Origin of the sequence: Pseudomonas sp. JV449, from assembly GCF_032424295.1 — a bacterium.
Classification (GTDB): Bacteria; Pseudomonadota; Gammaproteobacteria; order Pseudomonadales; family Pseudomonadaceae; genus Aquipseudomonas; species Aquipseudomonas marginalis.
This window is the reverse complement of record NZ_VYKD01000028.1, coordinates 262,065-287,312: the sequence shown is the minus strand read 5'-3', so window position 1 is coordinate 287,312 and position 25,248 is coordinate 262,065. Positions and strand designations below refer to the sequence as shown.

At 63.0% G+C, this 25,248-nt stretch carries 18 protein-coding genes; 3 read left to right on the top strand and 15 right to left on the bottom strand.

Annotated features, from left to right (window positions below):
* Positions 1–382 precede the first annotated feature (382 nt).
* Both F6S08_RS25330 and F6S08_RS25325 read right to left on the bottom strand, forming a co-directional pair.
* Positions 383–2,545, bottom strand: a complete 2,163-nt coding sequence (locus F6S08_RS25330) for a TonB-dependent siderophore receptor (protein WP_065925212.1) — start codon at positions 2,543–2,545, stop codon at positions 383–385.
* A 186-nt stretch (positions 2,546–2,731) separates the two neighbouring features.
* Entirely contained in the window at positions 2,732–3,223 is a 492-nt protein-coding gene (locus F6S08_RS25325; protein ID WP_027606753.1) for an Lrp/AsnC family transcriptional regulator, read from the bottom strand.
* A 121-nt stretch (positions 3,224–3,344) separates the two neighbouring features.
* Between F6S08_RS25325 and F6S08_RS25320 the strand changes: the two genes are divergently transcribed.
* Complete coding sequence (locus F6S08_RS25320) at positions 3,345–4,379, top strand: histone deacetylase family protein (RefSeq protein ID WP_315872490.1); 1,035 nt, start codon at positions 3,345–3,347, stop codon at positions 4,377–4,379.
* A 67-nt stretch (positions 4,380–4,446) separates the two neighbouring features.
* A complete protein-coding gene (locus F6S08_RS25315; protein WP_027606751.1) occupies positions 4,447–5,853 on the top strand; it encodes an amino acid permease in 1,407 nt (468 codons plus the stop codon).
* A gap of 12 nt (positions 5,854–5,865) precedes the next feature.
* Here F6S08_RS25315 and F6S08_RS25310 read toward each other — a convergent pair whose 3' ends face one another.
* Positions 5,866–8,430: an autotransporter outer membrane beta-barrel domain-containing protein gene (locus F6S08_RS25310; protein ID WP_315872489.1), complete on the bottom strand. Its 2,565-nt coding sequence runs from the start codon at positions 8,428–8,430 to the stop codon at positions 5,866–5,868.
* Between the two features lie 410 nt (positions 8,431–8,840).
* Here F6S08_RS25310 and F6S08_RS25305 point away from each other — a divergent pair, with 410 nt between their 5' ends.
* Complete coding sequence (locus tag F6S08_RS25305) at positions 8,841–9,089, top strand: hypothetical protein (RefSeq protein WP_315872488.1); 249 nt, start codon at positions 8,841–8,843, stop codon at positions 9,087–9,089.
* Between the two features lie 45 nt (positions 9,090–9,134).
* On the opposite strand, the gene F6S08_RS25300 is transcribed toward F6S08_RS25305, so the two are convergent.
* The 12 genes from F6S08_RS25300 to F6S08_RS25245 all read right to left on the bottom strand — a co-directional run bounded on the left by F6S08_RS25300 (position 9,135) and on the right by F6S08_RS25245 (position 25,235).
* The gene (locus tag F6S08_RS25300) at positions 9,135–9,896 is read right to left on the bottom strand and encodes a PIG-L deacetylase family protein (protein ID WP_065925216.1); all 762 of its coding nucleotides are present in this window, start codon (positions 9,894–9,896) and stop codon (positions 9,135–9,137) included.
* Positions 9,897–10,073: 177 nt separating this feature from the next.
* The gene (locus tag F6S08_RS25295) at positions 10,074–10,733 is read right to left on the bottom strand and encodes a glycosyltransferase (RefSeq protein ID WP_065925217.1); all 660 of its coding nucleotides are present in this window, start codon (positions 10,731–10,733) and stop codon (positions 10,074–10,076) included.
* On the bottom strand, positions 10,730–11,329 hold the full coding sequence (locus F6S08_RS25290; protein ID WP_065925218.1) for an SAM-dependent methyltransferase: 600 nt from the start codon (positions 11,327–11,329) through the stop codon (positions 10,730–10,732). Before F6S08_RS25290 ends, F6S08_RS25295 begins: the two co-directional genes overlap by 4 nt.
* Positions 11,326–12,084, bottom strand: coding sequence for a PIG-L deacetylase family protein (locus F6S08_RS25285; RefSeq protein WP_065925219.1), 759 nt, complete (start codon positions 12,082–12,084; stop codon positions 11,326–11,328). The genes F6S08_RS25290 and F6S08_RS25285 overlap by 4 nt, the downstream gene beginning before the upstream one ends.
* The gene (locus F6S08_RS25280) at positions 12,081–13,079 is read right to left on the bottom strand and encodes an acyl-CoA dehydrogenase family protein (protein WP_065948302.1); all 999 of its coding nucleotides are present in this window, start codon (positions 13,077–13,079) and stop codon (positions 12,081–12,083) included. The genes F6S08_RS25285 and F6S08_RS25280 overlap by 4 nt, the downstream gene beginning before the upstream one ends.
* A 1-nt stretch (position 13,080) precedes the next feature.
* Positions 13,081–15,240 (bottom strand): glycogen debranching protein GlgX, encoded by a 2,160-nt coding sequence (glgX, locus tag F6S08_RS25275; RefSeq protein ID WP_065925221.1) that lies wholly within the window; start codon positions 15,238–15,240, stop codon positions 13,081–13,083.
* 130 nt (positions 15,241–15,370) lie between these two features.
* The gene (locus F6S08_RS25270) at positions 15,371–15,640 is read right to left on the bottom strand and encodes a DUF2934 domain-containing protein (protein WP_065925222.1); all 270 of its coding nucleotides are present in this window, start codon (positions 15,638–15,640) and stop codon (positions 15,371–15,373) included.
* Between the two features lie 24 nt (positions 15,641–15,664).
* Complete coding sequence (locus tag F6S08_RS25265) at positions 15,665–18,415, bottom strand: malto-oligosyltrehalose synthase (protein WP_315872487.1); 2,751 nt, start codon at positions 18,413–18,415, stop codon at positions 15,665–15,667.
* A complete protein-coding gene (gene malQ, locus F6S08_RS25260; protein WP_137212251.1) occupies positions 18,412–20,496 on the bottom strand; it encodes a 4-alpha-glucanotransferase in 2,085 nt (694 codons plus the stop codon). The genes F6S08_RS25265 and malQ overlap by 4 nt, the downstream gene beginning before the upstream one ends.
* Positions 20,493–22,238, bottom strand: a complete 1,746-nt coding sequence (treZ, locus tag F6S08_RS25255; RefSeq protein WP_315872486.1) for a malto-oligosyltrehalose trehalohydrolase — start codon at positions 22,236–22,238, stop codon at positions 20,493–20,495. Before treZ ends, malQ begins: the two co-directional genes overlap by 4 nt.
* Before the next feature lie 19 nt (positions 22,239–22,257).
* Entirely contained in the window at positions 22,258–23,814 is a 1,557-nt protein-coding gene (gene glgA, locus F6S08_RS25250; RefSeq protein ID WP_315872485.1) for a glycogen synthase GlgA, read from the bottom strand.
* Between the two features lie 467 nt (positions 23,815–24,281).
* Positions 24,282–25,235 (bottom strand): D-2-hydroxyacid dehydrogenase family protein, encoded by a 954-nt coding sequence (locus tag F6S08_RS25245; protein WP_315872484.1) that lies wholly within the window; start codon positions 25,233–25,235, stop codon positions 24,282–24,284.
* Positions 25,236–25,248: the final 13 nt, after the last annotated feature.

Sequence of the window (25,248 nt, the reverse complement as noted above, 5' to 3'; positions counted from 1 at the left end):
TGCTGGTGCCTCCTCCCACGACAATCGCCTGGGTCAGGGTGTCGTGCCAGAACGCAAGCCCGACGGAGAACAGCGTCATCAGCCAGATCAATGCCAGCATGATGCGGTCGGCCTTGCGGTAGTGCTCCAGGAAACGTGCGCGTGCGGGCATTCACTCTTACTCCATGTGGTCTGGCAAGGATCAAAGCATGCGGCGTGCCACTACGGCCCGCGTTCAGGCACTTTGCGGGTGCAGGGAAACCAAAAAGTTTATCGGCTTTGCGGGAGGGGACTTTAAGCGCGAATGCGTTCGGAGGGGGCAGAACACATTCGTGGTGACAAGCCGGGGGGCAATGTGGGAGGGAGCAAGCCCCCACATCAGGACCCCCGTTCGCCAGGTGGATCAGAAGCTGTATTTGGCCGTCAGCATCATGTTGCGTGGGGTGCCGTAGGCGTCGCCGCCATAGCTCACGGAGTTGGCGATGGTGGAGTAATAGCGGCGGTCGAAGATGTTGTTGGCGTTGAGCTGCAGGTCGAGGTGGTCGTTGACCTTGTAGCCGGCCATCAGGTCGGTGACGGCGTAGGCGCCCTGTTGGAGGCGGTAGGTGCTGCCGTCAGCCAGCTTGACGTCGTTGTACAGGCGGCTTTGCCAGGAGATGTTGCCGCCCACGCGCAGTTTCTCCAGCGGGCCCTGGAAGTTGTAGCGGGTGGTCAGCTTGAACAGGTGCTCCGGAACATCCGTGTCGTACTGCTTGTTGACCTTCTGCGGGTTGGCTTCATCCTTGATGGTGTGGGTACGCGCGTAGGTGTAGCCACCGCCGACCTGCCAGTTCTCGGTCAGCGCGCCTTGCAGTTCGAAGTCGATCCCCTGGCTGCGAATCTCTCCGGAGGCCTCATAGCACTCTGTCTGTGGGCAGTTTTGCACGGTCACCTGGGTGGCGCGGTTTTCCTGGTCGACACGGAACAGCGCCACGCTCGCATTCAGCGCGCCACCCAGGTATTCGCCCTTGATGCCGACCTCGTAGTTTTTGCCGACAATCGGCTTGACCGGGGTACCGGAGGTGTCCTTGGCGCTCTGCGGCGTGAAGATGTCGCTGTAGCTGACGTACACGGAGTGGTGATCGTCCAGCTCGTAGATCAGCCCCGCGTAGCGGGTAAGGTTGCGGGTGACGTGATAGTCGCCGTCGTTGCTGCCGTGGGCATCGTAGTCATACCAGTCCAGGCGCCCGCCGAGGATCAGCTTCAACGGGTCCGCCAGGCTCAGGCGCGTGGTCACGTAGACACCGTCCTGGGTGGTGACCTCGCGATCGTCCGTGGTGTGGACGAAGTCCGGTTTGCCCGCGGTGAGGGGCCAGTTGGTGTCGTAGGGGCTGTAGTTGTGGGTGGTCATGTCGTAGATGCGTCGGCTGGCACCCACCACCAGTTCATGGGTGCGCCCGAATGCCTGGAACGGGCCGCTGGCAAAGGCGTCGACACCGGCCTGGTTTTCATCGTAGGCGGCCTGGTAGACCGTGCGCGCCAGGGTGTTGTTGACCCAGCGCGACTGGTAGGAACCGGAAAACAACGCGTTCTGTTCGGCGTAGTTGGCGTTGACCTGAAGCTTCCAGTCATTGGCCAGGCGCTGGCGCAGTTCGGCGAAGACCGTGTTGATTTCCTGGTCCTTGTTCTCCCAGTCGGTACCGGGATTGTAGGAGCGCGGCAGGTCCAGGTGATGGCCGTCCTGGCCGATCATCGACGAGCCCCAGAAGTAGTTGGTCTTGTCCTTCTGGTTCGAGAAACCGAGGGTGAGGGTGGTGTCTTCGCTCAGGTCGGCCTCGGTGACGGCATAGAACAGGCCGTGATAGGACTCGGCGTTGTCGATGAAGCTGTTGGCGTCTCGGTAGGAAGTGACCACCCGGCCGCGCCAGGTGCCGCTGTCATTGAGCGGGCTGGAGGCGTCGAGCTCGCCACGGTAGTCATCCCAGCTGCCGGCGGCACCGGTGAGGGTGACTTTCTGTTCGTCCAGCGGCCGCTTGCGGACCAGGTTGATGGCCGCCGACGGGTTGCCCGCACCGGTCACCAGGCCGGTGGCGCCACGCACGACCTCGACACGGTCGAACATCGCCAGGTTCGGCTGGGCGCCTACGGAAACGCCGTTGTAGCCGCTGGGGATGCCGTCGTACATCAGGTTGTCGATGTCGAAACCGCGTGAGGTGTAGGACTGCCGGCCCGGGCCGCTGGAATAGTTGAGGAATAGCCCAGGCGTGGCATTGACCACGTCGTTGATGCTGGTCATCCCCTGGTCATCCATGCGCTGGCGTGTGATGACGGTGACGGCCTGCGGGGTTTCACGCAGGGTGAGGGGCAGTTTGGTCGCGGTTTTCATCGCGCCGGTGGTGTAGGACTGCGTACCCTCGGTGGTTTCGCCCAGTTGTTGCTCGCCGGAGATCTGGGTCGCACCCAGTTCCAAGGTGGTTGCCGGCGTTTCAGCGTCGGCGGCGAAGGCCGCGTGCGAGGTGGCGAGACACACCGCCAAAGCGATCAGACTGGGTGTAAAACCTTTACCGCCGTGTTGTTGCACAGACATGGAACGGACTCTCCCCTAAGTGCCGTCCGTGGCGAATAATAAATCTGTTGATAATTATTCGCATTAGTTTGGCAGATTAAATCTGTCGGAAAAAGCCTTTGGGGAGAATTAGTTAACGAATTTTTCACATCTGCAGGGCAGGCTTTTTGCCATTACCTGCCGTCGGCGAGTTGTTTTTTTGCGTGTTCAATCGCGTTTCGGAATCGCCATCCGACTCGTCGCTTTCACCTCCCGCAGCGCCAGGCTCGACTGGATCGACGCAATCCCCAACTGCCGCCGCAGCACGCTTTCGACAAATTCGCTGTAGCTGTCCAGATCCTCCGCCAGCACCTGCAAGAGGTAATCCGCGTCGCCGGTGATCTTGTGGCACGCCAGCACCTGAGGAAGCTCCTTCACCACCGCTTCGAACGCATCCGGAGCATGGTCGGTGTGGATCGCAAAACGCACATGCACAAACGCCATGATGTCCAGGCCGAGCAACTTGCGATCGAGGTTGGCCTGGTAGTCCTTGATCACGCCTTCTTCCTCCAGGCGTTTGCGCCGCCGCCAGCAGGGGGTGAGGCTCAGGGCCAGGCGCTCGCTCAGTTGGGCGTTGGAAATACTCGCGTCTTCCTGCAGCAGGGCGAGGATGGCGAGATCGGTGTCGTCAAGAACGACCTGCTTGGTTTTATTTTTCATATTTGGCTGTAACCAGGGTAAAAACACCCGATAAAGCTATCAGTGTCAGAAGTAAAAGCAAAGAAAGCCCTGTGCAGCCAGAACAAAATAGACCCTGTCTTTTTCTGGCGGATGTATCCAAATGCTGACTGTTTTTAGTGATGACCACCGTTTGCACCACGGCACCGAACTCAAGGACGGCGTGCTCAAGCCCTCATTCGAACAACCCAGCCGCGCCGACACCGTGCGTGACCGCGTCCGGCACGTCGGGCTGGGCGATATCATCGTGCCGCGCAGCTTCGAGCGCGCCTGCTACGTCAACGCCCACAGCGAGCGCTACGTCAGCTTCCTCGAAACCGCCTGGGCCGAATGGACCGCCATCGGCCGCCGCCATGACGCGCTGCCGCTGGTGTGGCCGGTACGCGACCTGGCCAATGAGCAGGTGCCGGACTTCATCGACGGCAAGCTGGGCTTCTTCGCCATGGACGCCGGCTCGCCGATCACCGCCACCACCTGGCAGGCGGTCAAGACCAGCGCGGACATCGCGCTCACCGGCCTGGCGCTGATCGACGAAGGCCATCACAGTGCCTTCGCCCTGTGCCGCCCACCGGGGCACCACGCGGCCCGCGAATACATGGGCGGTTATTGCTACCTCAACAATGCCGCGATTGCCGCGCAACAGGCCATCACCCAAGGTGCCAGGCGCGTAGCGGTGCTGGATGTGGATTTCCACCACGGTAACGGCACGCAGAATATTTTCTATGACCGCGCGGAGGTGCTGTTCATCTCCCTGCACGGCGACCCGTCGGTGTCCTATCCGTATTTTTCCGGCGCCGACAGCGAACGCGGTGCAGGTGCCGGGGAGGGCTTCAACCTGAACTACCCCTTGCCGAAAAACACCACGTGGGCCCAGTACAAAACCGCGCTGATCCACGCCTGCCAGCAACTCAAACACTTCGCCCCCGAGGTGCTGGTGATCTCCCTCGGCGTCGACACCTTCAAGGACGACCCCATCAGCCACTTCCTCCTCGACAGCCAGGACTTCCTCAGCATGGGCGAGATCATCGCCGGGGTGGGCGTGCCGACGCTGTTCGTGATGGAAGGCGGCTACATGGTCGACGAGATCGGCATCAACGCCGTCAACGTCCTGCACGGCTTCGAAAGCAAGACTGCCTGACCTAATAACAACACTCGCTCGATTCTTTTTTCTGCCAAAACTCAAAAACATAACAAGAGGTTTTGTGATGAAAACAACCACGTCCGGGCTGTGTGAAAAGCCTGCGTTGCAACGCACCCTGAGCAACCGCCACATCCAGCTGATGGCCATGGGCGGTGCGATCGGCACCGGCCTGTTCATGGGCTCCGGCAAGATCATCGCGTTGTCCGGCACCTCGATCATCCTGATCTACATGATCATCGGGCTGTTCGTGTACTTCGTGATGCGCGCCATGGGTGAGCTGCTGCTGTCCAACCTCAACTTCAAGAGCTTCGCCGACTTTGCCGGCGCCTACCTGGGCCCGCGTGCGGCGTTCTTTCTCGGCTGGTCGTACTGGCTGAGCTGGAGCGTGGCGGTGGTGGGGGACGCGGTGGTGGTCGGCGGGTTTTTCCAGTACTGGTTCCCGCATGTGCCAGCGTGGATGCCGGCGGTGGGCATGCTGTTGACGCTGTTCGCGTTGAACGTGCTGACGGTCAGGCTGTTCGGCGAAGTGGAATTCTGGTTCGCGATCATCAAGATCATCGCGGTGCTGACCCTGATCGGTGTCAGCGTGGTGCTGATTGCCAGCTCGTTTGTCTCGCCCACCGGGGTCACGGCCTCCGTGAGCCACTTGCTGGACAAACAGGCGGCGTTTCCCAATGGCCTGTTCGGTTTTTTCGCCGGCTTCCAGATGGCGATCTTTTCCTTTGCCGGCACCGAACTGATCGGCACCGCAGCCGCCGAAACCCGAGCACCGGAAAGGACCTTGCCCAAGGCGATCAACTCGATTCCGCTGCGGATCATCCTGTTTTACGTGCTGGCCCTGGCGTGCATCATCGCGGTCACCTCGTGGCAACAGGTGTCGCCGAGCAAGAGCCCGTTCGTGGAACTGTTCCTGGTGGCGGGCTTTCCAGCTGCGGCGGGGATCGTCAATTTCGTGGTGCTGACCTCGGCGGCCTCGTCGGCCAACAGTGGGGTGTTCTCCGCCAGCCGCATGTTGTTCGGCCTGGCTGACCTGGGGGACGCCCCGGGTATCTTTGGACGCTTGTCGAAAAGCAGCGTGCCGTTTATCAGCCTGGCCTTCACCACCTTGCTGATGCTGCTGGGCCTGGTGTTGCTGTTTGTGGTGCCGGAGGTGATGACCGCCTTCACGATTGTGTCGACGGTGTCGGCGATCCTGGTGATTTTCACCTGGTCGACCATCCTCGCGTCCTACATTGCCTACCGCAAAAAGCGCCCGGACCTGCACGCCAGATCTCTCTACAAGATGCCTGGCGGTGTGCCGATGGCCTGGTTTTCCCTGGCCTTCATGGCCTTCGTCCTCGGCCTGCTGGCGTTGCGGCCGGATACACGCCTGGCGCTGTACGTGATGCCGGCCTGGTTTATCTGGCTGGGCATTGCCTTTCAGTTTTCACGCTTCAAGGCTGCCGGGGTGGTCAATCCCGGTCATAGGTGATTCACGGGTTCCCTAGAACTCCATTCTCAAGCCCACCGTGCCCTGGCGGCCGTTGAAGGTGTTGCTGTCCAGGTTGCGGTTGTAGCCCAGCTCGCCGTACAGGCTGATGCCCGTGGCCACCTTCAGCATGGCGCCGACACTCAGGTCCAGGGTGGTGGACTTCTGCTCGGTGTCGATGTCGGTCACATCGGCAAACGTGACGGTGTTCTGCCCGGCGCTGTTATGCCAGACGTTTGCCCGCACATAGGGCTGCAGCGGCAGGCCACGCACTTGATAGTCACCACGCAGGCGGACCCCGAGACGAGTGGTCAGGTTGGTGTCAGCGTCATAGGACACATCGGAAATCCCGTCGTTCTGGCTATCCAGTTTGGTCTTGCTGACGATGACTTGTGCCTGGGGCTCTGCGACCCAATTGCGGGTCACCGGGATCGGCCAGCCGACTTCGGCGGATGCCGTGACGTTATGCCCACTGGTGTCCATCTTCACGCCTCGGTCCGACTCGTTGTTGCCGTTGAAGCGCGTGCCCATCAACACCACGTCAAGGTAGGCCTGATTGGCGCCGATCAGCGTCCAGTAGACCCCCAGGCTGTCCCCACGCAAGGTGGTCTTACCGGCGCTCTTGTCTTCCCTACCGCCGTTGAAACCTTTGACAGTGCCCTTGAGGCGGCTATGGCCGACAAAGAACCCAAGGCGTTGCTGGCCATCGCCCATTGTGCCGGCATATACATCGCTACCGACCTGGAAGCCCGTCACTGAGCTGTCCAACGTTGGGTTGACCGTTCCCGCGAAACTCTGGCGACTGCTGGTGCCATAGACCCGGCCCCAACCCGCCGGCAACGCGCCAGTTTGCTGTTGCTGGCTTTGGTCGCCCATGCGCTGGTGAAAGGTACCCAGCATGCCCTGCACCATCTGCTGGGCCGCGGGGAACAGCGCAGCGTAGATCGGCACCTCTGGACGATAGATAGGAATCGGGGTGATCCCTGGGTTGGTCGGCAATGGGGGCTCTCCGGGTACGGGGGTTGGCAGCGGCACGATAATCACCGGGTCTGGTGGCACCACCGGAATGGTCGAGCGCAGGTAGTAGTTTTCCGAGGTGCCAGCCGTTACGCCGCCCTTGAACAGACGATAGTCGTACGCGCCAGCGGATACCGGCGCTCCGAGTGCGAACACGGTGCCACTGCTGGTGGCACCGTTGAGCGCCTGCACCACCTGGATACCATCCTGCAGCGTTGCCGCACCCGCACCGCCGAGGTTAGTCACGCGGATGCTGGTGCTGCCCTGCATCGTGCCTTGGCTCACCACCAGTCTGTCGCTGGGCGAGCCGTCGCCAGCCAATACACTTTGCAGCGCCAGCTGGCCGCCGGTGCCGGTGTAGTTGCCATTGACTGTCAGGGTGTCGGAGGTGCCGGTGCTGGCGGTGGTCATATCGATCAGGCCGCTGTTGTTCAGCGTCGCCAACTGGCCGGCGGTGAACGGGTTGATGACTCCCGTGCTGACCAGCAACACACTGCTGCCATTAAGGTTCATGGTGCCCGTGCCGGTGCCGGTATCGCCAAGGGTGAAGGTGCCGCCGAGGGTCAGTTGCGAATTGTTATCCAGGTTCACGTTTTCCCAACTGGTATAGCGCTCGGGCGTGCTGACCTTGGTGTTGTCAAATGTCAACGTGTCGGTACCCGCGCCACCGTCCACCAAGGGCGTGGGGGCTACGATGGCTTCGGTCAGGTTTTTCAGCAGCGCCGTGTCGTTATCGCCGCCCATTAGCACAAATGAGTGAATCTCGCCGCCTGTGTCCCACTCGAACTGGTCTTCACCAAAGCTGGCAAGAATCTGCCCGTTGACCGTACCGCCAGTGATTTTAATCACGTCGGTACCCCCACTGACGCTGATGTTGCCGCCGATATAGCTGGTGCCCGACACCAGGATAGTGTCGTTGCCAAAGCCGGTAACCAGGTTGCCGATGATGGTTCCGCCCTGCATGTCGAATATGTTGTCGTCGAGTTTCATGTCGACGCGCCCGATAGTGCCTCCAGTCATCAGCGCCTCGTCGCCATCTTCAAAGGCACCCGTGATGGTGCCGCCGCTCATGCGAAAGGTGTCGTAGCCATCACCTTGGGCGAGCGAAGCAATCGTACCGCCGCTGATAGCGGCGCTGTCGGCTCCAGCCCCCTGGTTGATGGCTTGCGCTTGCCCACCGCTGACCTGCACGATATCGGCACCGGCGCCCTGAATCACCACTGACTGGACCTGCCCTTGAAAGAGGCGAAAGATGTTCGCGCCATCCCCCATGCTGACACCGCCGACACCGATCACGGCATCGGGTGTATTGAGCTCGATCAGGTCGTTACCGACGCCATAGGTCACCGCAGTCACGCTGCCGTTGCCGGAGGAAAAGATCAGGCTGTTGTTGCCTTGTGTGTCCACGAGGGCGCTGGCTGCGCCACTGTTGCAGTTGATCACGTCATCGCCTGGCGTGACCGTCAACGTGCAGGCCTGTGTACTGCCGGGCCAGGTAGCCAACCAGGACGACGCAGCGATGGCCACGCCCAGGCAAGCCAAGGGGGGAAGTCGTTTGCTCATGATCCATCCTCGCGCAGCGCGACCTATCTCCACGGTGCCTGGTGACAGGCACGGTTAAAGACCATGGCAACAACGAACGCGATACGGATCAGGGACGACGGGTTACCTGAGTCTGAAAACACCGGCCAATGCAAAGGGTTGGCATGGCTTTCTCGACTGCACCTCAACCTGTGCAGCACTTTTTGCACCATAGTCATACAAAGTGCGGGGCGCTACTGTCAGAAATAACAGGTGTAGACGAGTTCGGCCGCAGCATTTACCTGGCTATGCTTAATGGGCCGGGAGCGAAACGGTAGTGGATGAATGTAGAAGGCGCAGGCCCGACGGGCCTGAGGGCGTAGCCGTTGGATGATCCTCGACGTGCCTGGCGAATGGCCTGTGAGGCCACCTCATCTACAAGGAGAGCTATCGTGACTATCAAAACAGTAAAAGCACTGGCCGTGGTGTTGATGATGTTGCCCGCCCTGAGTTGGGCCGCGTTATTCGATTGCGCGGTCTATGACAAGACGATCAACGCCGGGCAAGGGGCGGAGGCCAGGCAGGCGGATGAATCAGTCGAAGCCGGGAGTGTCGACCATGCCCAGGCAACCCTGCGTAAAGACCAGCGTTGGAACGACGCCGATCGCTACATCATCAAATGCCGGCCGTCCGGGGAGTAAATACACGGATGAGGGGAGCGGCGGGCTGCTTGCTCCCCTTCGTGCTTACGAAAACACGATCTCGTAAGGCTCGCGCATACGCTCCAGCAGCACCTGGGCCAATATCGGCGCCAGGCCGATCTGCGGGTCGCCCGCCAACTGGCTGGCATACGCATGGACGGCGTGGAGTTTGCGCGCCACGGTCCAGGTGTCCAGGCGTACCTTGCGCGCCCGTTGCCAGGGGATCATCGCACCCTCGCGGGCGGGGCAGTGCCAGGCCCAGATCGGCAGTTCATAGAGTTGCGCACCCACCAGCCTGCAGGCGTTGGCGCTGGCACGGCCGACGGCCTCATGGTCGTCATTGCCGTCGTTGCGCCAGGTGGAAAACACCACGTCGCCCGGTTGCAGGTAGCGCGCGATAAATTGGCTCAGTTGCGGCTCGCGGGCGGCGAGGGCGTTGTCGCAGAAACCGCCGCGAATCCACTTCAGGCTGTGCAAGGGCATGCCCAGGCGGCGCAGCGCCTCGGCGCTTTCCTGGGGCCGCACCACACTCAGGCGGCTGGCCGGCCATACGTGGGAACCCGGGTGGCTGGCACTGCCGTCCGTGATGGAGATCATTTGCAGGGGGTGTTCCAGGGTGCTGAGCAATTGCAGTAGACCGCCGCAGGCCACCACCTCGTCGCCGGGATGGGGCGCGATGATCACCACACGCGCGCCAGCGGGCACCAGGGAGGTGGTAGAGATAGGCGGGATTTGCGCCAGCTGCGGTGCGCTGTTCCAGATTTGCGCGGGGCCGCGACGGCCTTCACTGAGGGAGGCAGGCTTCATGGGCGTTACGTCCTTGTCGATTGATGCTGGGTCGTGCCCCGTTGACGGGACGACTCTATTTATTCACCACAGACTCCGCCGTGGTGCACGCGTGGTAATCCAACCCTGAATTACCAGCAAGGCGTCATCAGCATAGACAAGGATTGGTCGCTTTTACATTTTGCAATGTCGTTTTTTTCAAGACGCGCACATCAGGCTCTTCAAATAATCGCCGAACCCGCCCTGGGCACGGGCCTCCAGGCGCGCGCTGGTGATGACTTGCGGGGCGTGGCTCCAGGCGATGGAGGCCCCGCAGCGCTCGAGGTCACGCACCAATTGCACATCTTCGTGACAGGCCAGCGGTTCGAACCCTCCGGCGCGCACATAGGCCCCGGCACTGATGCCCAGGTTGGCGCCGTGGATATGCCGGTGACCGTCACGGGCGTGGTACGCCGCCTGGTAACGGATCTGCGCCGCCGGGTCGAACTCTTCGCTCCAGGTGTCGACGGTCACGGTGCCGCACACCGCGTCGGCGCCCAGTGCCAACTGGGCCACCAGCCAATCGGGGGCCACGCGGCTGTCGGCGTCGGTGCACGAAATCCAGCGTGCACCCTGGTTGAGCAGGTGTCGCGCGCCCACCCCGCGCACATGGCCCACATTGCGCGCCTGTACCTCCAGGCGCTGCACCGGGAACCCCTCGGCAATCTCCGCACTGGCATCGCTGCAACTGTCGAGCAGCACCAGGATCTGCACCGTTTCACCCAGCAGGCCTGGGTGACTGGCGGCCACCAATGCTGCCTCCAGACACTCGCCGAGCAGCGCCTCTTCGTTATGTACCGGGATCAGAATGCCGATCATCGCAGGCCCTCAAGGGTGGCAACCGAAGTGCCGTCGCGGCTCCACAGGTCGAGTAGAAAGTCGGGTTCGTGGTGGGTGGCGACCAGGGGCATCCCCAGCCGCTCATGGAGCAGGGCATGCACCTGTTCGGCGGTCTGCGGGCACCCGTCGATCGTCGGGCGCCAGTGGCAGGCCAACACCTGGCCGTTGGCGGTGAGGCTGCTGAGGGCGCGATCGATCAAGCGGCACAGGTCATCGCGATCGAGGTAGTAGCACAACTCGCTCAAGACAATCAGGTCGAACTCGCCTATCGGCCATTGCTCGGGCAGGCGGCTCTGCTCCACACGGGCATGGGCAAAGCCCAGCAGGCGGCTGCGTGCCAGGGCGACGGCGGCCGAGGCGGTGTCGCAACACAGCAGGTGATCACAGCGCGGGGCCAGCTCGAAGCTCAATTCGCCATTGGCGCAACCGGGTTCGAACACCGAGGCATAGCGCGGCCGGGTCAACAGTGCCAGGGTCAGCGCCCGTTTGCGACGCTCGTACCAGCGTTGGCGAAAGGCCCAGGGGTCGTCGTTACCGGCAAACAGTTGATCGAAATACGGTGTCGCCACACTCATACGAATACCACTTCAAAAGGTTGTAGCAGACGCTCCACCACATAGGGCGCCAGCACCGGCGGCAGGCCGATCTGCGGGTCACCCTCCAGCTGGCTGGCGAACGCATGAATGGCATGGCGCTTGCGCGCGACGGCTTCACAGCTCAGGGGGATTTTGCGGGCACGGTGCCAGGGCACCAGGCTGTTCTCGGGAGACGCCCAGTGCCAGGTCCAGACCGGCAGCTCATAGAGGGCCGCACCCACCGCGTGCGCTGCCTTGGCGCTCGCGCGGCCAACGGCCTCGTGGTCGCAATGGCCGTCTTCGCGCCAAGTGGTAAACACCACATCCGTGGGTTTGAGGTGGCGCTGGATAAAGGCGCTGAGCTGGTCTTCCCGCGCTGCCACCTGGCTGTCGCTGAAGCCGGCCCGCAACCATTTCAGGCTGTGCAACGGCACACCGAGGCGGTGCAGGGCCTGGGCCGACTCCTGGGGGCGCACCACGCTCAAGCGCTCCACCGACCAGTGGGTGGAGCCGGGATGACTGGCGCTGCCATCGGTGACCGAAATCAATTGAATGGGCCGGCCCAGTTCGGCCAAGCCTTGCAACAGGCCGCCACAGCCCAGCACTTCGTCATCCGGGTGTGGGGCGATGATCACCGCGCGGTGGCCCTCGGGTACCAATTGTTCGACGCTGATCTGCGGCAGTTCGGCCATCAGCGGCGAGTCCTGCCAGCGCTGCAGGGGCGTGCCCTGGCCGACGATCGGGTTGGGTTTCATAACTGCCACCTCCCTGTGGGTTCCCCTGCGACCAGTTCGCCGAGGCCGGCCAGGTCGCGTTCGGCATGGCTCTGGCGGACATACACCGGCAGGTCCGCCATCAACTGGGCGAAGTGCGGATCCTTGCAGTACGGACCCGCGCCCACGGCTCTGCCCACGTGCCGCATGACCTGCTCGACGGTGTCCTCGATGCTCGCGCGCACCTGCTGGGCCAGGTGCCGGGCATCGGCCCTGGGGTAGCGGTCGATCTGCTCCGCACTGGCCCGCAGCACGCAGGCAGCGCTGTTCAAGGCGCTGTCGACCGCCCCCAGATGGGCGAGGGCGTGAGGCTCCGAGCGCTTGCTGCAGTGATCGCGCAACACCTCGGCCAGGCGTTGTGCCGCACCGTACCAGCAGGCGGCGATACCGATGCCGCCTTGCCAGAATCCGGGACGCCCGAGGTAGTCGCCGGGGCCGCCCACGGCAAGGCCATGGGCGCCGTCAAAGACGACCTCGACGCTGCCGGTGGCGGCCATGCCCACGGCATTCCAACCGTCGTGGGTGACCGTGATGCCCGGTTGGTCCATCTGCACCGCCACCAATTGCTGGCCGCCTTGTTCATCCCACGCCGTCAGCAAACCATGGCTGAGCACCGCCGCCCCGGAACACCAGGCTTTACGCCCGTCCAGACGCAGGCGATGGCCCTCGCAGCGCACCTGCACCTTGGCATTCGGCGGTTCTGCGGCCCACATGCCCCACAGACTGCCCAAAGGCGGCGCCGGGCTACGCAGCTCGGCAATGATGGCCAACGCATCGGTGTGGCCTTCGAACAGCTTGCACAAGCGCAGGTCATGACCCGCCACCTGCGCCAGGCGGCTGAACCGCCCCAGGGTGTCGCCGCTGCCAGGCAGCGGCAACTGATCGAGGCCTTCCTCCTGAAATGCCCTCAGGGCCTTGGCCAGGTCCTGCGTGTCCGCATAGCCCTGGAAGCCTTGAAGGAATCCATGCAGTGCCATGTCACACCTCGTCGTCACGCTGCAGTTCGAACAGCAGCAGCGAGCGGCCGGTCACACCGTACTCGTGGTCGAACTCGAAGCGTTCCTGGCCACGTACCGCCGGCTCGTTGGTGTCGAGCATGCAGGTCCAGAACTCACCCTCCGGCACCGGCGGCAGGCGGAAATTGACCACGTCGTGGTGGGCGTTCACCACCAGCAACAGGGTGGCGTCGGCACCGGCGCGGCGAATCCCGGTTTCCTGGGCGCGGCCATCCATCAGCATGCCCAGGCAACGGCCGTGGCTGTCTTCCCACTGTTCGGTGGTCATCTCGTTGCCAGCCGGCGACAGCCAGGTGACGTCCTTGACGCCGATGTCTTCGTTGTAGTCGCCCACCAGGAAGCGGCCACGACGCAGGATCGGGTAGGCCAGGCGCAGCTTGATCAGGCGCTTGACGAACTTGAGCAACGCCTTGCCGTCCTCGTCCAGGTCCCAGTTGACCCAGCCGATCTCGCTGTCCTGGCAGTAGGCATTGTTGTTGCCGTGCTGGGTCCGCGCGAACTCGTCACCGGCCACGATCATCGGCGTGCCCTGGGCCAGCAGCAGCGTGGCGAAGAAGTTGCGCATCTGGCGCAGGCGCAGTGCGTTGATTTCCGGGTCGTCGGTGGGGCCCTCGACGCCGTGGTTCCAGGACAGGTTGTTATTGCTGCCGTCCTGGTTGTTTTCGTCGTTGGCTTCGTTGTGCTTGTCGTTGTACGACACCAGGTCATGCAGGGTGAAACCGTCATGGGCGGTGATGAAGTTCACCGAACTGTACGGGCGGCGGCCACGGTGGTTGAACATCTCGCCCGAGGCGGTCATGCGCCCGGCGAAGTCCGCCAGTTGGCCGTCATCGCCTTTCCAGAAAGCCCTTACGGTGTCACGGAAGCGGTCGTTCCATTCAACCCAGCCTGGCGGGAAGTTGCCCACCTGGTAGCCACCGGGGCCGCAGTCCCAGGGCTCGGCAATCAGTTTCAGCTGGCGCAGCACCGGGTCCTGGCGGCAGGCCACGAGGAAGCTGTGGCGTTCATCGAAGCCATCGCGGTAGCGGCCCAGGATGGTCGCCAGGTCGAAGCGGAAGCCGTCGACGTGCATCTCGTTGGCCCAGTAACGCAGGGAGTCGGTGACCATCTGCAGTACGCACGGGTGGCTCAGGTCCAGGGTGTTGCCGGTGCCGGAGTCGTTGATGTAGAAGCGCTTGTCATCGGGCATCAGCCGGTAGTACGAAGCGTTGTCGATGCCGCGCATGGACAGGGTCGGGCCGCGCTCGTTGCCTTCGGCGGTGTGGTTGTAGACCACGTCGAGGATCACTTCCAGCTTCTGCTCGTGCAGGTGCGCGACCATCTCCTTGAACTCGGCGATCTTGCCGCTGGCCAGGTAGCGCGGGTCGGGGGCGAAGAACGCAATGCTGTTGTAGCCCCAGTAGTTGGTCATGCCTTTTTCCAGCAGGTGCTGGTCGTTGACGAAGGCGTGCACCGGCAGCAACTCCACCGACGAGATGCCCAACTGGCGGATGTGCTTGAGCACATCATCTTCCATCAACCCGGCACAGGTGCCGCGCACGTCTTCGCCCACCGAAGGGTGGCGCATGCTGATGCCGCGCAGGTGGGTTTCGTAGATGATCGTACGGTCCCACGGCACCCGCACCGGCTGGTCGTTGCCCCAGGTGTGCGCCGGGTCGATGACCTTGCACTTGGGCACGAAGGGCGCACTGTCACGCTCGTCGAAACTGAGGTCGTCGTCCGGGTGGCCGATGGTGTAGCCGAACAGCGCTTCGGACCATTTGAGTTCGCCCACCAGTTGCTTGGCGTAGGGGTCGATCAGCAATTTGTGGTGGTTGAAGCGATGACCATTGGCCGGGTCATAAGGCCCGTACACACGGTAGCCGTAGATCAGCCCAGGGTGGGCGTCGGGCAAGTAACCGTGGAAAATTTCGTCGGTGTATTCGGGCAGTTCGATGCGCTCGAGTTCCACTTCGCCGGTGTCGTCGAACAGGCACAGTTCGACTTTCTCGGCGTTGGCCGAGAACAGCGCAAAGTTGACACCCAGGCCATCCCAGGTAGCGCCGAGGGGGAAGGGCAAACCTTCACGAATCCGCGACGGCTCGCTGCCCGGCGTCGAAGGGGTCTTATGGGGTTTGCTCATTGAGTTGCTCCTGCAAGGCTATTTTTTCGGGCCGAACGCGGCCGTGCTGACGAGTTTTCAGCTGATGATAAGAAGAGTGAAATCACCTTTTGCCGACCGCGCCGGCAAAAGGTTGATGGCGCCGTGCGCGTTAAGCCTTGGGCTTTTTCGGCGCGGGTGGCTTCTTGGCCGCCGGCGGCGCCGGCTTGCTCGCGGCTGGCGCCGGTGGCTTGGCCTTCGCCGCCGGCTTGGGTGCGGTCTTGGGCTTCGCGGCGGGTTTGGGTTTGCTCGGCGTCAGCGCTTCGGCTTCGGCCAGCTTGCGCGCCATCTCCCAGTGGCGCGCGTCTTCCCCGTGGGGTTTGCCTTCAGACTCCCAGATCTGATGCGCCAGTTCGCGTATGCGTTTGTCTTCAGTACTCATCACAATGCTCCTCACAGAAAATTTTCAGCTTTCTTGATCATCAGGATTGATAAAGACATTGACCGGGAAATCCCCCAGGGCAGTGCTGATCAACAGCTCCTTGTCTGGTGTGACTGCGCCTGTATGAAAAAGTCCCTTCCAGTTTTGCGTTGGTGCGGCGAACGGTAATTTCACCCGTGTATCGCCCCAAACCCGCGCATTGATCTGGGGACGCACACCGTTTTCAAGCAGCTCATGGGACCAGCGTGGCACCACCACCAGCACGCGTTTGCCTTGGTGTTCGCGGCAGAATGCGACCACCCGCTCGGCGTGTTGGCCGACCACTTCCAACGCTGTATAGCGGCCGCTGCGGAACACCTGCGGATGGGCCTTGCGCAAGGCCAGTACGTGGGCAATCAAGGTTTGCTTGATACGCCCATCACGCCAGTTGAACAACAGTTCGCCGATGTCCGGCGGGGTATTGAGTGCCTGTTGCCGCGCGGTGAAATCCACCGGGCGACGGTTGTCCGGATCCACCAGGCTGAAGTCCCAGAACTCATCACCCTGGTACAGGTCCGGCACACCCGGCACGGTAAGGCGAAGCAAGCTTTGCGCCAGTCCATTCAGTGCGCCGGCGGGGGCGATGGCCTGGGCTGCGTTATTGATCGCACTGCGCAGGGGCCGACCCTCCTCCGTGAGCAGCAGGCGGGTGAGAAAAGCCTCGACACCCTGTTCATAGGCCTCATTGGGCGCGCTCCAGCTGCTCTGCAACTTGGCTTCGCGCAGGGCTTTTTGTTGCCACTGCCACAGGCGCTGGTGATAGCCCTCGAAGTCCTCGGCCTGGTCCAGCGGCCAACTGCCCAGCAACACCTGGTACAGGATCAGTTCATCACCGGCCGACGGTGTGGCCGCGTCGTCGCGCAACGGCGCCGCCAGGGTGCGCCAATGCTCCACTTGCTCGACGTACCACGGCGCGCACTCGCTGAGCACGGCCAGGCGCGCCCGGGTGTCTTCGCCGCGCTTGTGGTCATGGGTGGCGGTGGCCAGCAGGTTGTCGGGGAAGGCCTGCAAGCGCTGTTGGTTGATGGCATGAAACTCGGCCAACGGCGCGCTGAACTGCTCGGTACTGAAGCCCACATCGTTGCGCGACAGCAGCACGGCCGAGCGGTAGAACGCGGTGTCTTCCACGGCCTTGGCCGCTGCCGGCGAGGTCAGTTGCTGGAAGCGCACACAGGCATGCTTGAGCATCTTGCGCTCGCGGCCCACCGGACGATTGCGCCAGGGCTGGCCGCCGAGCCAATTTTCCAGATGCTCGAGCACCGGCCAGTCGCCCTCGCCAAGGGTCGTGCGGGCGCCGTCCAGGGCCTGCTGGAACACCTTGTCGTCATCTGCGCTGCGACCACGGGCACTGATATAGGTGCGGTACACCGGGAAGTGCACGATCAGTTCCTGCAATGCGCGACGGATCGCGCCGAGGGTCAGGTCGCGGGTCATGACGTCGTCGCGGGCCACCTGCAACAGGGCCTGGGCCACGCTTTCAAAGTCGCCGCCCAGGGAGCCGTTGAGGATTTGCTGGCGGGCCAGCCGTGCCTCTTCGATAAACGCCGAGGGCCGTTCGCTGTGGCGTGTCCACACCTCGGCCAGCGGCGCAAAGCCCTCGGGATGGTGTTGCAGCAACGACAACTGGTTCATGAATTCGTAGCCGGTGGTGCCGTCCACTTGCCAGTCTTCGCGAAGGGTTTCCCCCTCGCCGAGGATTTTTTCGACGAAGATCGGCAAGTGCCGCTCGGGCGACAGCGAATCCACCCGACGACGCAGCTTGCGGCAGTAACCGCGCGGGTCGGCCAGGCCGTCGATGTGGTCGATGCGCAGGCCATCCACCAGGCCTTGGCTGATCAGTTCGAAGATCTTGCCATGGGTGGCTTCGAACACCGCCGTGCGCTCCACGCGCAGCCCGCCCAGTTCGTTGACGTCGAAGAAGCGCCGCCAGTTGATATCGTCCGCCGCCGTGCGCCAGCTGGCCAGGCGGTAGGCCTGTTGCTCGAGCAAGTGGTGCAGACGCTTGAAGCCCTCCGGCGTGCGTCCGTCGAACTCGGTCAGTCGGCGTTCGATAAGCTCGAGGACTTCGGTGGCACGCTCGGCCAATGCCTGCTTGAGCCAGGCGGCTTCGGCGTAGGCGTCATCCTGATACGCCAGGGCGCTGAAACGGTCGGCCAGGGGTTTAAGCAGCTCGTCGGCGCCGAGGATCGCCGCGTAATCCCGTGGGCAGATCGGGAAGCGATGTTCGTAATGCTCGACATGAAACGCGCCGTGGGCCGCATCGAAATGCAGCGTCAGCGTGCCGCTCTGCAAGGCTTCGCCGTAGTCGCTGCCGAGGAAGGGCATGAGCAATTGGCCCTTGAGCAGCGGGTCGGGGGAGTGCCACTGGATATCGAAGAATTCGCTGTAGGGGCTCAGCCGGCCCCATTCCAACAGGTCCAGCCACCAGGGGTTGTCGGCGCCGCCCACGGCCATATGGTTGGAGACGATATCGAGGATCAGCCCCATATCGTGCTCGCGCAGGGCCGCGACCAGGCGACGCAGGGCCGGTTCGCCGCCCAGCTCGGGGTTAACGCTGGTGGGGTCGACCACATCGTAGCCGTGCATGGAACCGGCACGCGCACTCAGCAAGGGCGAGGCATATAGATGGCTGATGCCCAATTGGGCGAAATACGGTACCAGGGGGACCGCGTCATCCAGGGTAAAACCTTTGTGGAATTGCAGGCGCTGGGTCGCGCGCAGGGGCAGGGCTTTCATCGGTCACGCTCATAGGCTTGGTTACGCGCGACGGCCAGCAGTTCAAGGCGGCGCGCGGCACCGGCGTTGTCGAGCAGGCTGGAGGCCTCGCCCGGCAAACGGCGGCGCCAATTGGGGTGGGTGTCGGTGGTGCCGGGCAGGTTGGCCTGTTCTTCCAGGCCCAGGGCGTCTTCCAGCGGCAACAGCACCAGCGGCGCACGGGTGTGGCCGAGGTAGCGCACGCTGGCGTCGATCATGTGGTCGGTTTCATTGCGGATCTCATCGACGAAGTTCTGCGGGTCCTGGCTCAAGGCCTGGCGCAGCGCCTGGCGTTCACGCAGGCGGTGCTCGCTCCATTGCTCCACGGTGGGCGCATCGATCAGGCCCAGCTGGACGTTCCAGTCGATATCGCGGCTGTGCCACCAACCGTTGAGGGTCGGTAAGTCGTGGGTGCTGGTGGTGGCCAGGGCGTTGTCCGGCCAGTCGAGGATCGGCTTGAACTGGCCATCGTGGCCCTGTTCGAACAACAGCACGCGCATGCCGAGGATCGAGCGGGCGATGAGTTTTTCGCGCAGCCCATCGGGCACTGTGCCGAGGTCTTCGCCGAGCACGATGGCCTGGTGGCGGTGGGATTCCAGCGCCAGCAGGCGCAACAGGTCGTCCACCGGGTAATACAGGTAAGCGCCCTCACGCGGCGAGGCGTCCATGGGGATCACCCACAGGCGTTGCAGGCCCATCACATGGTCGATGCGCAAGCCGCCGGCATGGGCGAAGTTGGCCCGCAGCATCTCGATAAACGCGCGGAAACCGTTGCGCTTGAGACCTTCGGGCGAGAACGCGGAAATGCCCCAGCCCTGGCCGGCGCGGTTAAGGATGTCGGGTGGCGCGCCCACGGTCAGGTCGGCCAGCAACTCATCCTGGCGGCTCCAGGCCTGGCTGCCACCGCCGTCGGCACCGACGGCCAGGTCAGCGATCAAGCCGACGCCCATGCCGCTGCCTTTGGCGGCTTGTTGGGCGCGCTCCAGGCAACGGGCGATCAGCCATTGGCCAAAGGCGTAGAAGCCGATCTCGACGTGGTGCTCTTCTGCGAACGCCACCAGCGCCGGGCTTTGCGGCGAGCGCCACTCTTCAGGCCAGTGGCGCCAGTCAAGGTCCTCGCCTGCAGCGGCGCGCACTGCCTGCACGGCTTCGAAGCGACAATGGTTTTCCAGCGCCTCGCCACCAGCCTGGCGAAAGCTCAGGAAGTCGGCGTGCTGCGGGTGATGGCCGTGGCGGAAGTCTTCATACAGAACGCGCAACAGCCGTTGTTTGGCCCGCGCAGCGGCCGGCCAGTCGATCAGGCTGTGCTGTTCCAGCGCGTGCAGCTCTTCTTCCAGGCCAAGGGCTTCAATCGCGTTGCGCACCTCACGTTCACCGAGAATGCAGGCGGGCGAGGCATACAGGCTGTTGAGGAACAGGCGGCTGGACGGCGAGTACGGGCTGTAGCGCTCGGTATCGGCGCTGAACATCGCGTGCATCGGGCTGATCGCCAGGGCATCGGCGCCGCGTTCGGCGGCGGAACGGACCAGGTGTTCCAGGGCCAGGGTGTCGCCGAAACCGCCATCGCCCAAGCGGCGCAGTGAATACAGCTGGGCGCTCAGGCCCCAGGCGCGGGCGGGGCGGTTGTCTACCGCTTCGGCCACGCTGTAGCAATGGGTGGGCGCTACCGCCAGGGTAAAGCTCTGGTTGTCGATCTGCACCTGGTGGTAGCCCAAGGCGATAACCCCGGGCAGCACGGCATTGCCGTCGAGGCGCAGTTCCAGGCTTTCGCCGTCTTCGAGGTTGACCCGGCACAGGGTGTCGGGTTCGAAGTAGCGCGCCAGGTCGAGGCCTTCACCGCTGTCGACGGTCATCAGGGGCGGCAGGTGCTTGTCTTGTTGCACCCGCTCCAATTCAAGCAGGCTGGCGTTGATGTCGGCATCGCTGTCGGCCGGGTGGCCCAGGCCTTTGAGAACCGCGCGCAGGGCGTCGGGTGTCACTCGTTGCGGGCGGCCGTTTGCGTCGATCCAATCGACGGCCAGGCCCGCGCGGCTGGCGAGGATTTCCAGGTTCGCTTCGCTCAAGGGTGCTCTCCAACAGGGGATAAGGTGACGCGGGCGCTGAAGGGCGGCAGTTGCGCACCTTGCAGGGCCGGCGTTTCAAACAGGACCGGTGCGGTGGCCGGGTGATCCAGCGGCGTGGCGCTCAGGTTCAGGTCGATCTGCAACAGGCTGCCGTTGCCCAGGCGCCAGCGCGCACTGACGGCGGCGTAGGCCAGCACCTGCGCGCCCAATGCCACGGCGCCAGGCAGGTGCGGCACAATATGGCGATGGCGCAGGCCCAGCAGTTGGCGGTAGAGCTCAGCGTGCGGGTTATCGGCGATCACCGGGGCCGATTGCGCGAATGTCGACAGCGCGTTCGGATCCGGGATGCGTTCACGGCGCTCGGGGTCATGGAACGCGGCGAAGTCGGCAAATTCATTGCGCCGGCCTTCGCGTACCGCTTCAGCCAGTTCACCGTGGTGGTCGGTAAAAAACAGGAACGGCTCGCTCGCGTTCGCCTCATCCCCCATGAACATCAGCGGAATCATAGGCGACAACAGCAGCAGGGCGGTTGCAGCCTTGAGCGCCTGGGGCGAGCAGAGCTGGTGCAGGCGTTCGCCCAGGGCGCGGTTGCCGATCTGGTCATGGTTCTGCAGGAACGCGACGAAGGCCGTGGGCGGTAAGTCAGCGCTCGGTTCGCCGCGCTCGTGGCCATGGCGAGTGGTGTGGCCCTGGTAGATAAACCCTTCGCCCAGGCAACGGGCGAGTTTGGTGGTGGGGTCTTGGGCAAAGTCGCTGTAATAGGCATCGGTTTCGCCGGTCAGCAACACGTGCAGCACGTTATGGAAGTCATCATTCCATTGCGCGTCGAAATCCTCCTTGAGCAGGCTGGCCTGGTTCAGCTCGTTTTCCAGCACCAGCCACACATGCCGACCGGTATCCACCTGCTGGCGTACCCGTTGCGCGAGTTCCTGGAGGAAGCCGGGGTTGTCGATGGCGTGCACTGCGTCCAGGCGCAGGCCGTCGAAGCGGTATTCGAGCAGCCACATCAGCGCGTTATCGAGGAAGAAATCCCGCACTTCACGGCGCTCAAAGTCGATCCCGGCACCCCATGGGGTGTGCACGTCTTCCTGGAAGAAGCCTTTGGCGTATTGACCCAGGTAATTGCCGTCGGGGCCGAAGTGGTTGTAGACCACGTCAAGGATCACGGCGAGGCCGTGTTCGTGGGCGCTGTCGACCAGGTGCTTGAGTTGCTCGGGCGAGCCGTAGGAGGAGTGCGGTGCGTAGGGCAGTACGCCGTCATACCCCCAATTGCGCTCACCGGGAAATTGCGCCAGCGGCATCAATTCAATCGCGGTGACGCCCAGCTCGGCCAGGCGTGGCAGGTGCTTTTCGACTTCGGCGTAGCCCCCCATCGCGCCGACGTGCAATTCGTAGATCACGGCTTCGTGCCAGGGGCGGCCTTGCCAGTTGGCGTGACGCCAGGTGTAGGCGAGCGGGTCGACCACCAGGCTCCAGCCATGCACGTCCGAGGCCTGGGCCCTGGACGCGGGGTCGGGAACATCCATTTCCCCATCGATGTTATAGCGGTAGCGGGTGCCCACCGGGCACTTCACTTCAGTCTCGAACCAGCCATCTGCCTGGGGCAGCATGGCGATGGATTTACCGTTTTCCAATTCAACGCTGACATAAAACGCGTCTGGCGCCCACAAGGCAAAACGCGTGTGTTGCGCGTCCAGCATGATTGCGCCGTGGGGCCAGGTTTCCAAAGTCCGTAACGGCATCTATGAAGACCTCCCTTGATTATTTAGTCGATTTCCCCAAGGCCTTGGCCACCAGTTGTTCATACAGCTCGGCGTAGGGTTCCACCGCCTGGCACCAGTTGAAGGGTTGGGTCATGGCGCGGCTGCGCATGGCGTTGAGCAGGCCTTTATTGGCGAAGACCCGGAACGCACGGCTCAGGGCTTCTTCGTAGCTTTCTACGGTGGATTCATTGAACAGGAAGCCGGTGACGCCATTCTCGATGGTGTCCGCCAGCCCGCCGGTGTTGCGAGCCACGGGCAGCGAGCCGAAGCGCTGGGCATACATCTGGCTGAGGCCGCAGGGCTCGTAGCGCGATGGCATCAGCAGGAAGTCACTGCCGGCGAACATGCGCCGCGCGTCGGTCTCGTTGAAGCCGATGCGCACACCGACCTGGCCCGGGAGGCGCAGCGCCAGTTCACGCATGGCCTGTTCCTCTTCCGGCTCGCCTCGCCCGATAATGGCGATCTGGCCGCCGTTCTCGACGATAAAGCTCGCCACCGCTTCGGTGAGGTCGAGGCCTTTCTGGTAGACCAGGCGCGAGACCACCGCGAACAGCGGGCCGGTGGAGTCATGCAGGCCGAACAGTTCGCGCACGTGGTCGGCGTTGATGGCCTTGCCTTCCCAGTCACCGATATTGAAGTTGTGGGTCAGGTGCGTGTCGGTGGAGGTTTCCCAACTTTCGTCGATGCCGTTGGGGATGCCACTGAGCAGGCCCTGCTGGGTCTTGGCGGCGAGGAAACCGTCGAGGCCGCAGCCGAATTCCGGCGTGGTGATTTCCTGGGCGTAGGTGGCACTCACGGTGGTGATGTGGCTGGAATACGCCATGCCCGCCTTGAGGAACGACATCTTGCCGTAGAACTCCATGCCTTCCTGCTGCAAGGCGTGGGGCGGAATGCCTAGCTCCGGCGTCGAGGCCAGGCTGACCACGCCTTGATAGGCGAGGTTATGGATGGTGAACAAGGTCGGTGTGCGTGACCCACGCCAGTGCATATAGGCGGGGGCCAGGCCGGCGGGCCAGTCGTGGGCGTGCACCAGGTCCGGGCACCAGTGGATCTGGGCGAGGTTGGCGGCCATGTCGGCAGCGGCCAGGCCCAGGCGGGCGAAGCGAATATGGTTGTCCGGCCAGTCGCGACCATTGTTGGCGCCGTACGGCGTGCCTTCGCGCTCGTAGAGTTCGGGGCAGATCAGCACATAGATGACCAGGCCGTCCTTGAGGTCCATGCGCCCGATCTTGCACGGCGGCAGTGCGGCGTGGCCACCCAGCTCACCGATGATATGGATCGGGTTGTCGCTTTCCATCACCTGCGGGTAACCGGGGATCAGGACGCGCACATCATGCAAGTGGGCCATGGCGCGGGGCAGGGCCGCGGACACGTCGCCCAGGCCACCGGTTTTCACCAGGTCGGCGAACTCGGAGGTGACGAACAATACCTTCTTTCGATTGGGATTATTACTCACGATCGGCCGCACAGTGTTGGGCAGGTCGGCCAGTGACGTTGGCCCCTCTGCCGCCTTACTAAAACGCTCTCCCTGAGTATCTACAGCGGCACTGATCATAGTTCTCTCCCAATGTTGGTTGGCTAATGGCCCGCTGCCACTAGCTCCGAAGACCGCATCCTGCGGCCAGGCGCACAAGCGCTATACAAACTGGCAAGGCTTATGCCAGTTGCACGGTCGGCTTAAATAGATTGGATGGACGGGCATCGGGTGTGAACCGCGTGCACTCGCCCTACCTTAAAACTGGACCTACGGCAGAGTTCGAAAGTTTAGATTTTTTGCGGGGTTTTTGTTTTGGAAGGGACCCATCGGTCATCAGTCTAGGACAGATTCCAGAGCCTGTAGGGTTTGTGCGGGAATTTTGTAGGACAAAAAACTTGTAACCATATGCAATTGAGGAAGGCGATAGGTTGTGGTGAGCAGGCTTGCGCCGGTTCAGGGCCGCTTCGCGCCCCAGCGCAGGGCAAGCCTGCTCACCACAAAAATTACGCTCACACCCTTAGTGCGGACCGCACCTGATTGGTGCGTCAGCCCAGCACCCGAATGGGCGCGCCCGTGGTCCAGGCCTGGATATCTTCAATCATCTGCTCATAGAACTGCCGGTAGTTCTGCTCACTCACGTAGCCCACATGGGGCGTGGCGAGTACGTTGGGCAAGTGGCGAAACGGGTGATCGACCGGCAGCGGCTCCTCGGCGAATACATCGAGTGCCGCGCCCGCCAGGCGACCAGTGGTCAATGCCTGCACCAGCGCCTGCTCATCCACAATCGGCCCGCGCGCGGTATTCACCAACCGGGCCGTCGGCTTCATCCAACTCAATGCTTCGGCATCGACCAGGCCACGGCTGCGGTCGCTGAGTACCAAATGAATCGTGAGAATGTCGGCCTGCTCAAACAGCTCGCGCTTGCTGACCCAGGTCGCCCCGGCCTGCGCGGCGCGCTCCGGCGTGAGGTTTTCACTCCAGGCAATCACCCGCATGCCGAATACCTGGGCAAACTGCGCGACCTTCTGGCCAATACTGCCCAACCCGAGAATTCCCAGGGTCTTGCCATGCAGGTCGCCACCCAGTCCCACCTGCCAGCCACCCGCGCGCAGTGAGTTGGCTTCGGTCAGCAGATTGCGCGTAGACGCCATGATCAGTGCCCAGGTCAGCTCCGGCGCCGCCTGCTTGTAGCTGTCGGTGCCGCACACCTGGATGCCCATGGCCTTGGCGGCGGCAATGTCGAGGGCGGCATTGCGCATGCCGCCGGTCACCAGCAACTTGAGGTTGGGCAAACCCTGTAACAGCGCTTGGTCGAAGGTCGAGCGTTCGCGCATGACGCAAATGACCTCGAACGCCTTCAAACGCTCGATCATCGTGGCGGTATCTGCCGGGTAATCGTGCAGGAAGTGCACCTGCCCAACCGCCTCCAGCACCGACCAATCCACCACGCCATTGGCCACATTTTGCCAATCATCAATGACTGCGATCTGTACCGACATGCACGCGTGCCTC

Coding starts and splice junctions, on each gene's coding strand:
- F6S08_RS25330 (WP_065925212.1), bottom strand. CDS start 2,545: ATGTCTGTGCAACAACACGGCGGTAAAGGTTTTACACCCAGTCTGATC.
- F6S08_RS25325 (WP_027606753.1), bottom strand. CDS start 3,223: ATGAAAAATAAAACCAAGCAGGTCGTTCTTGACGACACCGATCTCGCC.
- F6S08_RS25320 (WP_315872490.1), top strand. CDS start 3,345: ATGCTGACTGTTTTTAGTGATGACCACCGTTTGCACCACGGCACCGAA.
- F6S08_RS25315 (WP_027606751.1), top strand. CDS start 4,447: ATGAAAACAACCACGTCCGGGCTGTGTGAAAAGCCTGCGTTGCAACGC.
- F6S08_RS25310 (WP_315872489.1), bottom strand. CDS start 8,430: ATGAGCAAACGACTTCCCCCCTTGGCTTGCCTGGGCGTGGCCATCGCT.
- F6S08_RS25300 (WP_065925216.1), bottom strand. CDS start 9,896: ATGAAGCCTGCCTCCCTCAGTGAAGGCCGTCGCGGCCCCGCGCAAATC.
- F6S08_RS25295 (WP_065925217.1), bottom strand. CDS start 10,733: ATGATCGGCATTCTGATCCCGGTACATAACGAAGAGGCGCTGCTCGGC.
- F6S08_RS25290 (WP_065925218.1), bottom strand. CDS start 11,329: ATGAGTGTGGCGACACCGTATTTCGATCAACTGTTTGCCGGTAACGAC.
- F6S08_RS25285 (WP_065925219.1), bottom strand. CDS start 12,084: ATGAAACCCAACCCGATCGTCGGCCAGGGCACGCCCCTGCAGCGCTGG.
- F6S08_RS25280 (WP_065948302.1), bottom strand. CDS start 13,079: ATGGCACTGCATGGATTCCTTCAAGGCTTCCAGGGCTATGCGGACACG.
- glgX (WP_065925221.1), bottom strand. CDS start 15,240: ATGAGCAAACCCCATAAGACCCCTTCGACGCCGGGCAGCGAGCCGTCG.
- F6S08_RS25270 (WP_065925222.1), bottom strand. CDS start 15,640: ATGAGTACTGAAGACAAACGCATACGCGAACTGGCGCATCAGATCTGG.
- F6S08_RS25265 (WP_315872487.1), bottom strand. CDS start 18,415: ATGAAAGCCCTGCCCCTGCGCGCGACCCAGCGCCTGCAATTCCACAAA.
- treZ (WP_315872486.1), bottom strand. CDS start 22,238: ATGCCGTTACGGACTTTGGAAACCTGGCCCCACGGCGCAATCATGCTG.
- glgA (WP_315872485.1), bottom strand. CDS start 23,814: ATGATCAGTGCCGCTGTAGATACTCAGGGAGAGCGTTTTAGTAAGGCG.
- F6S08_RS25245 (WP_315872484.1), bottom strand. CDS start 25,235: ATGTCGGTACAGATCGCAGTCATTGATGATTGGCAAAATGTGGCCAAT.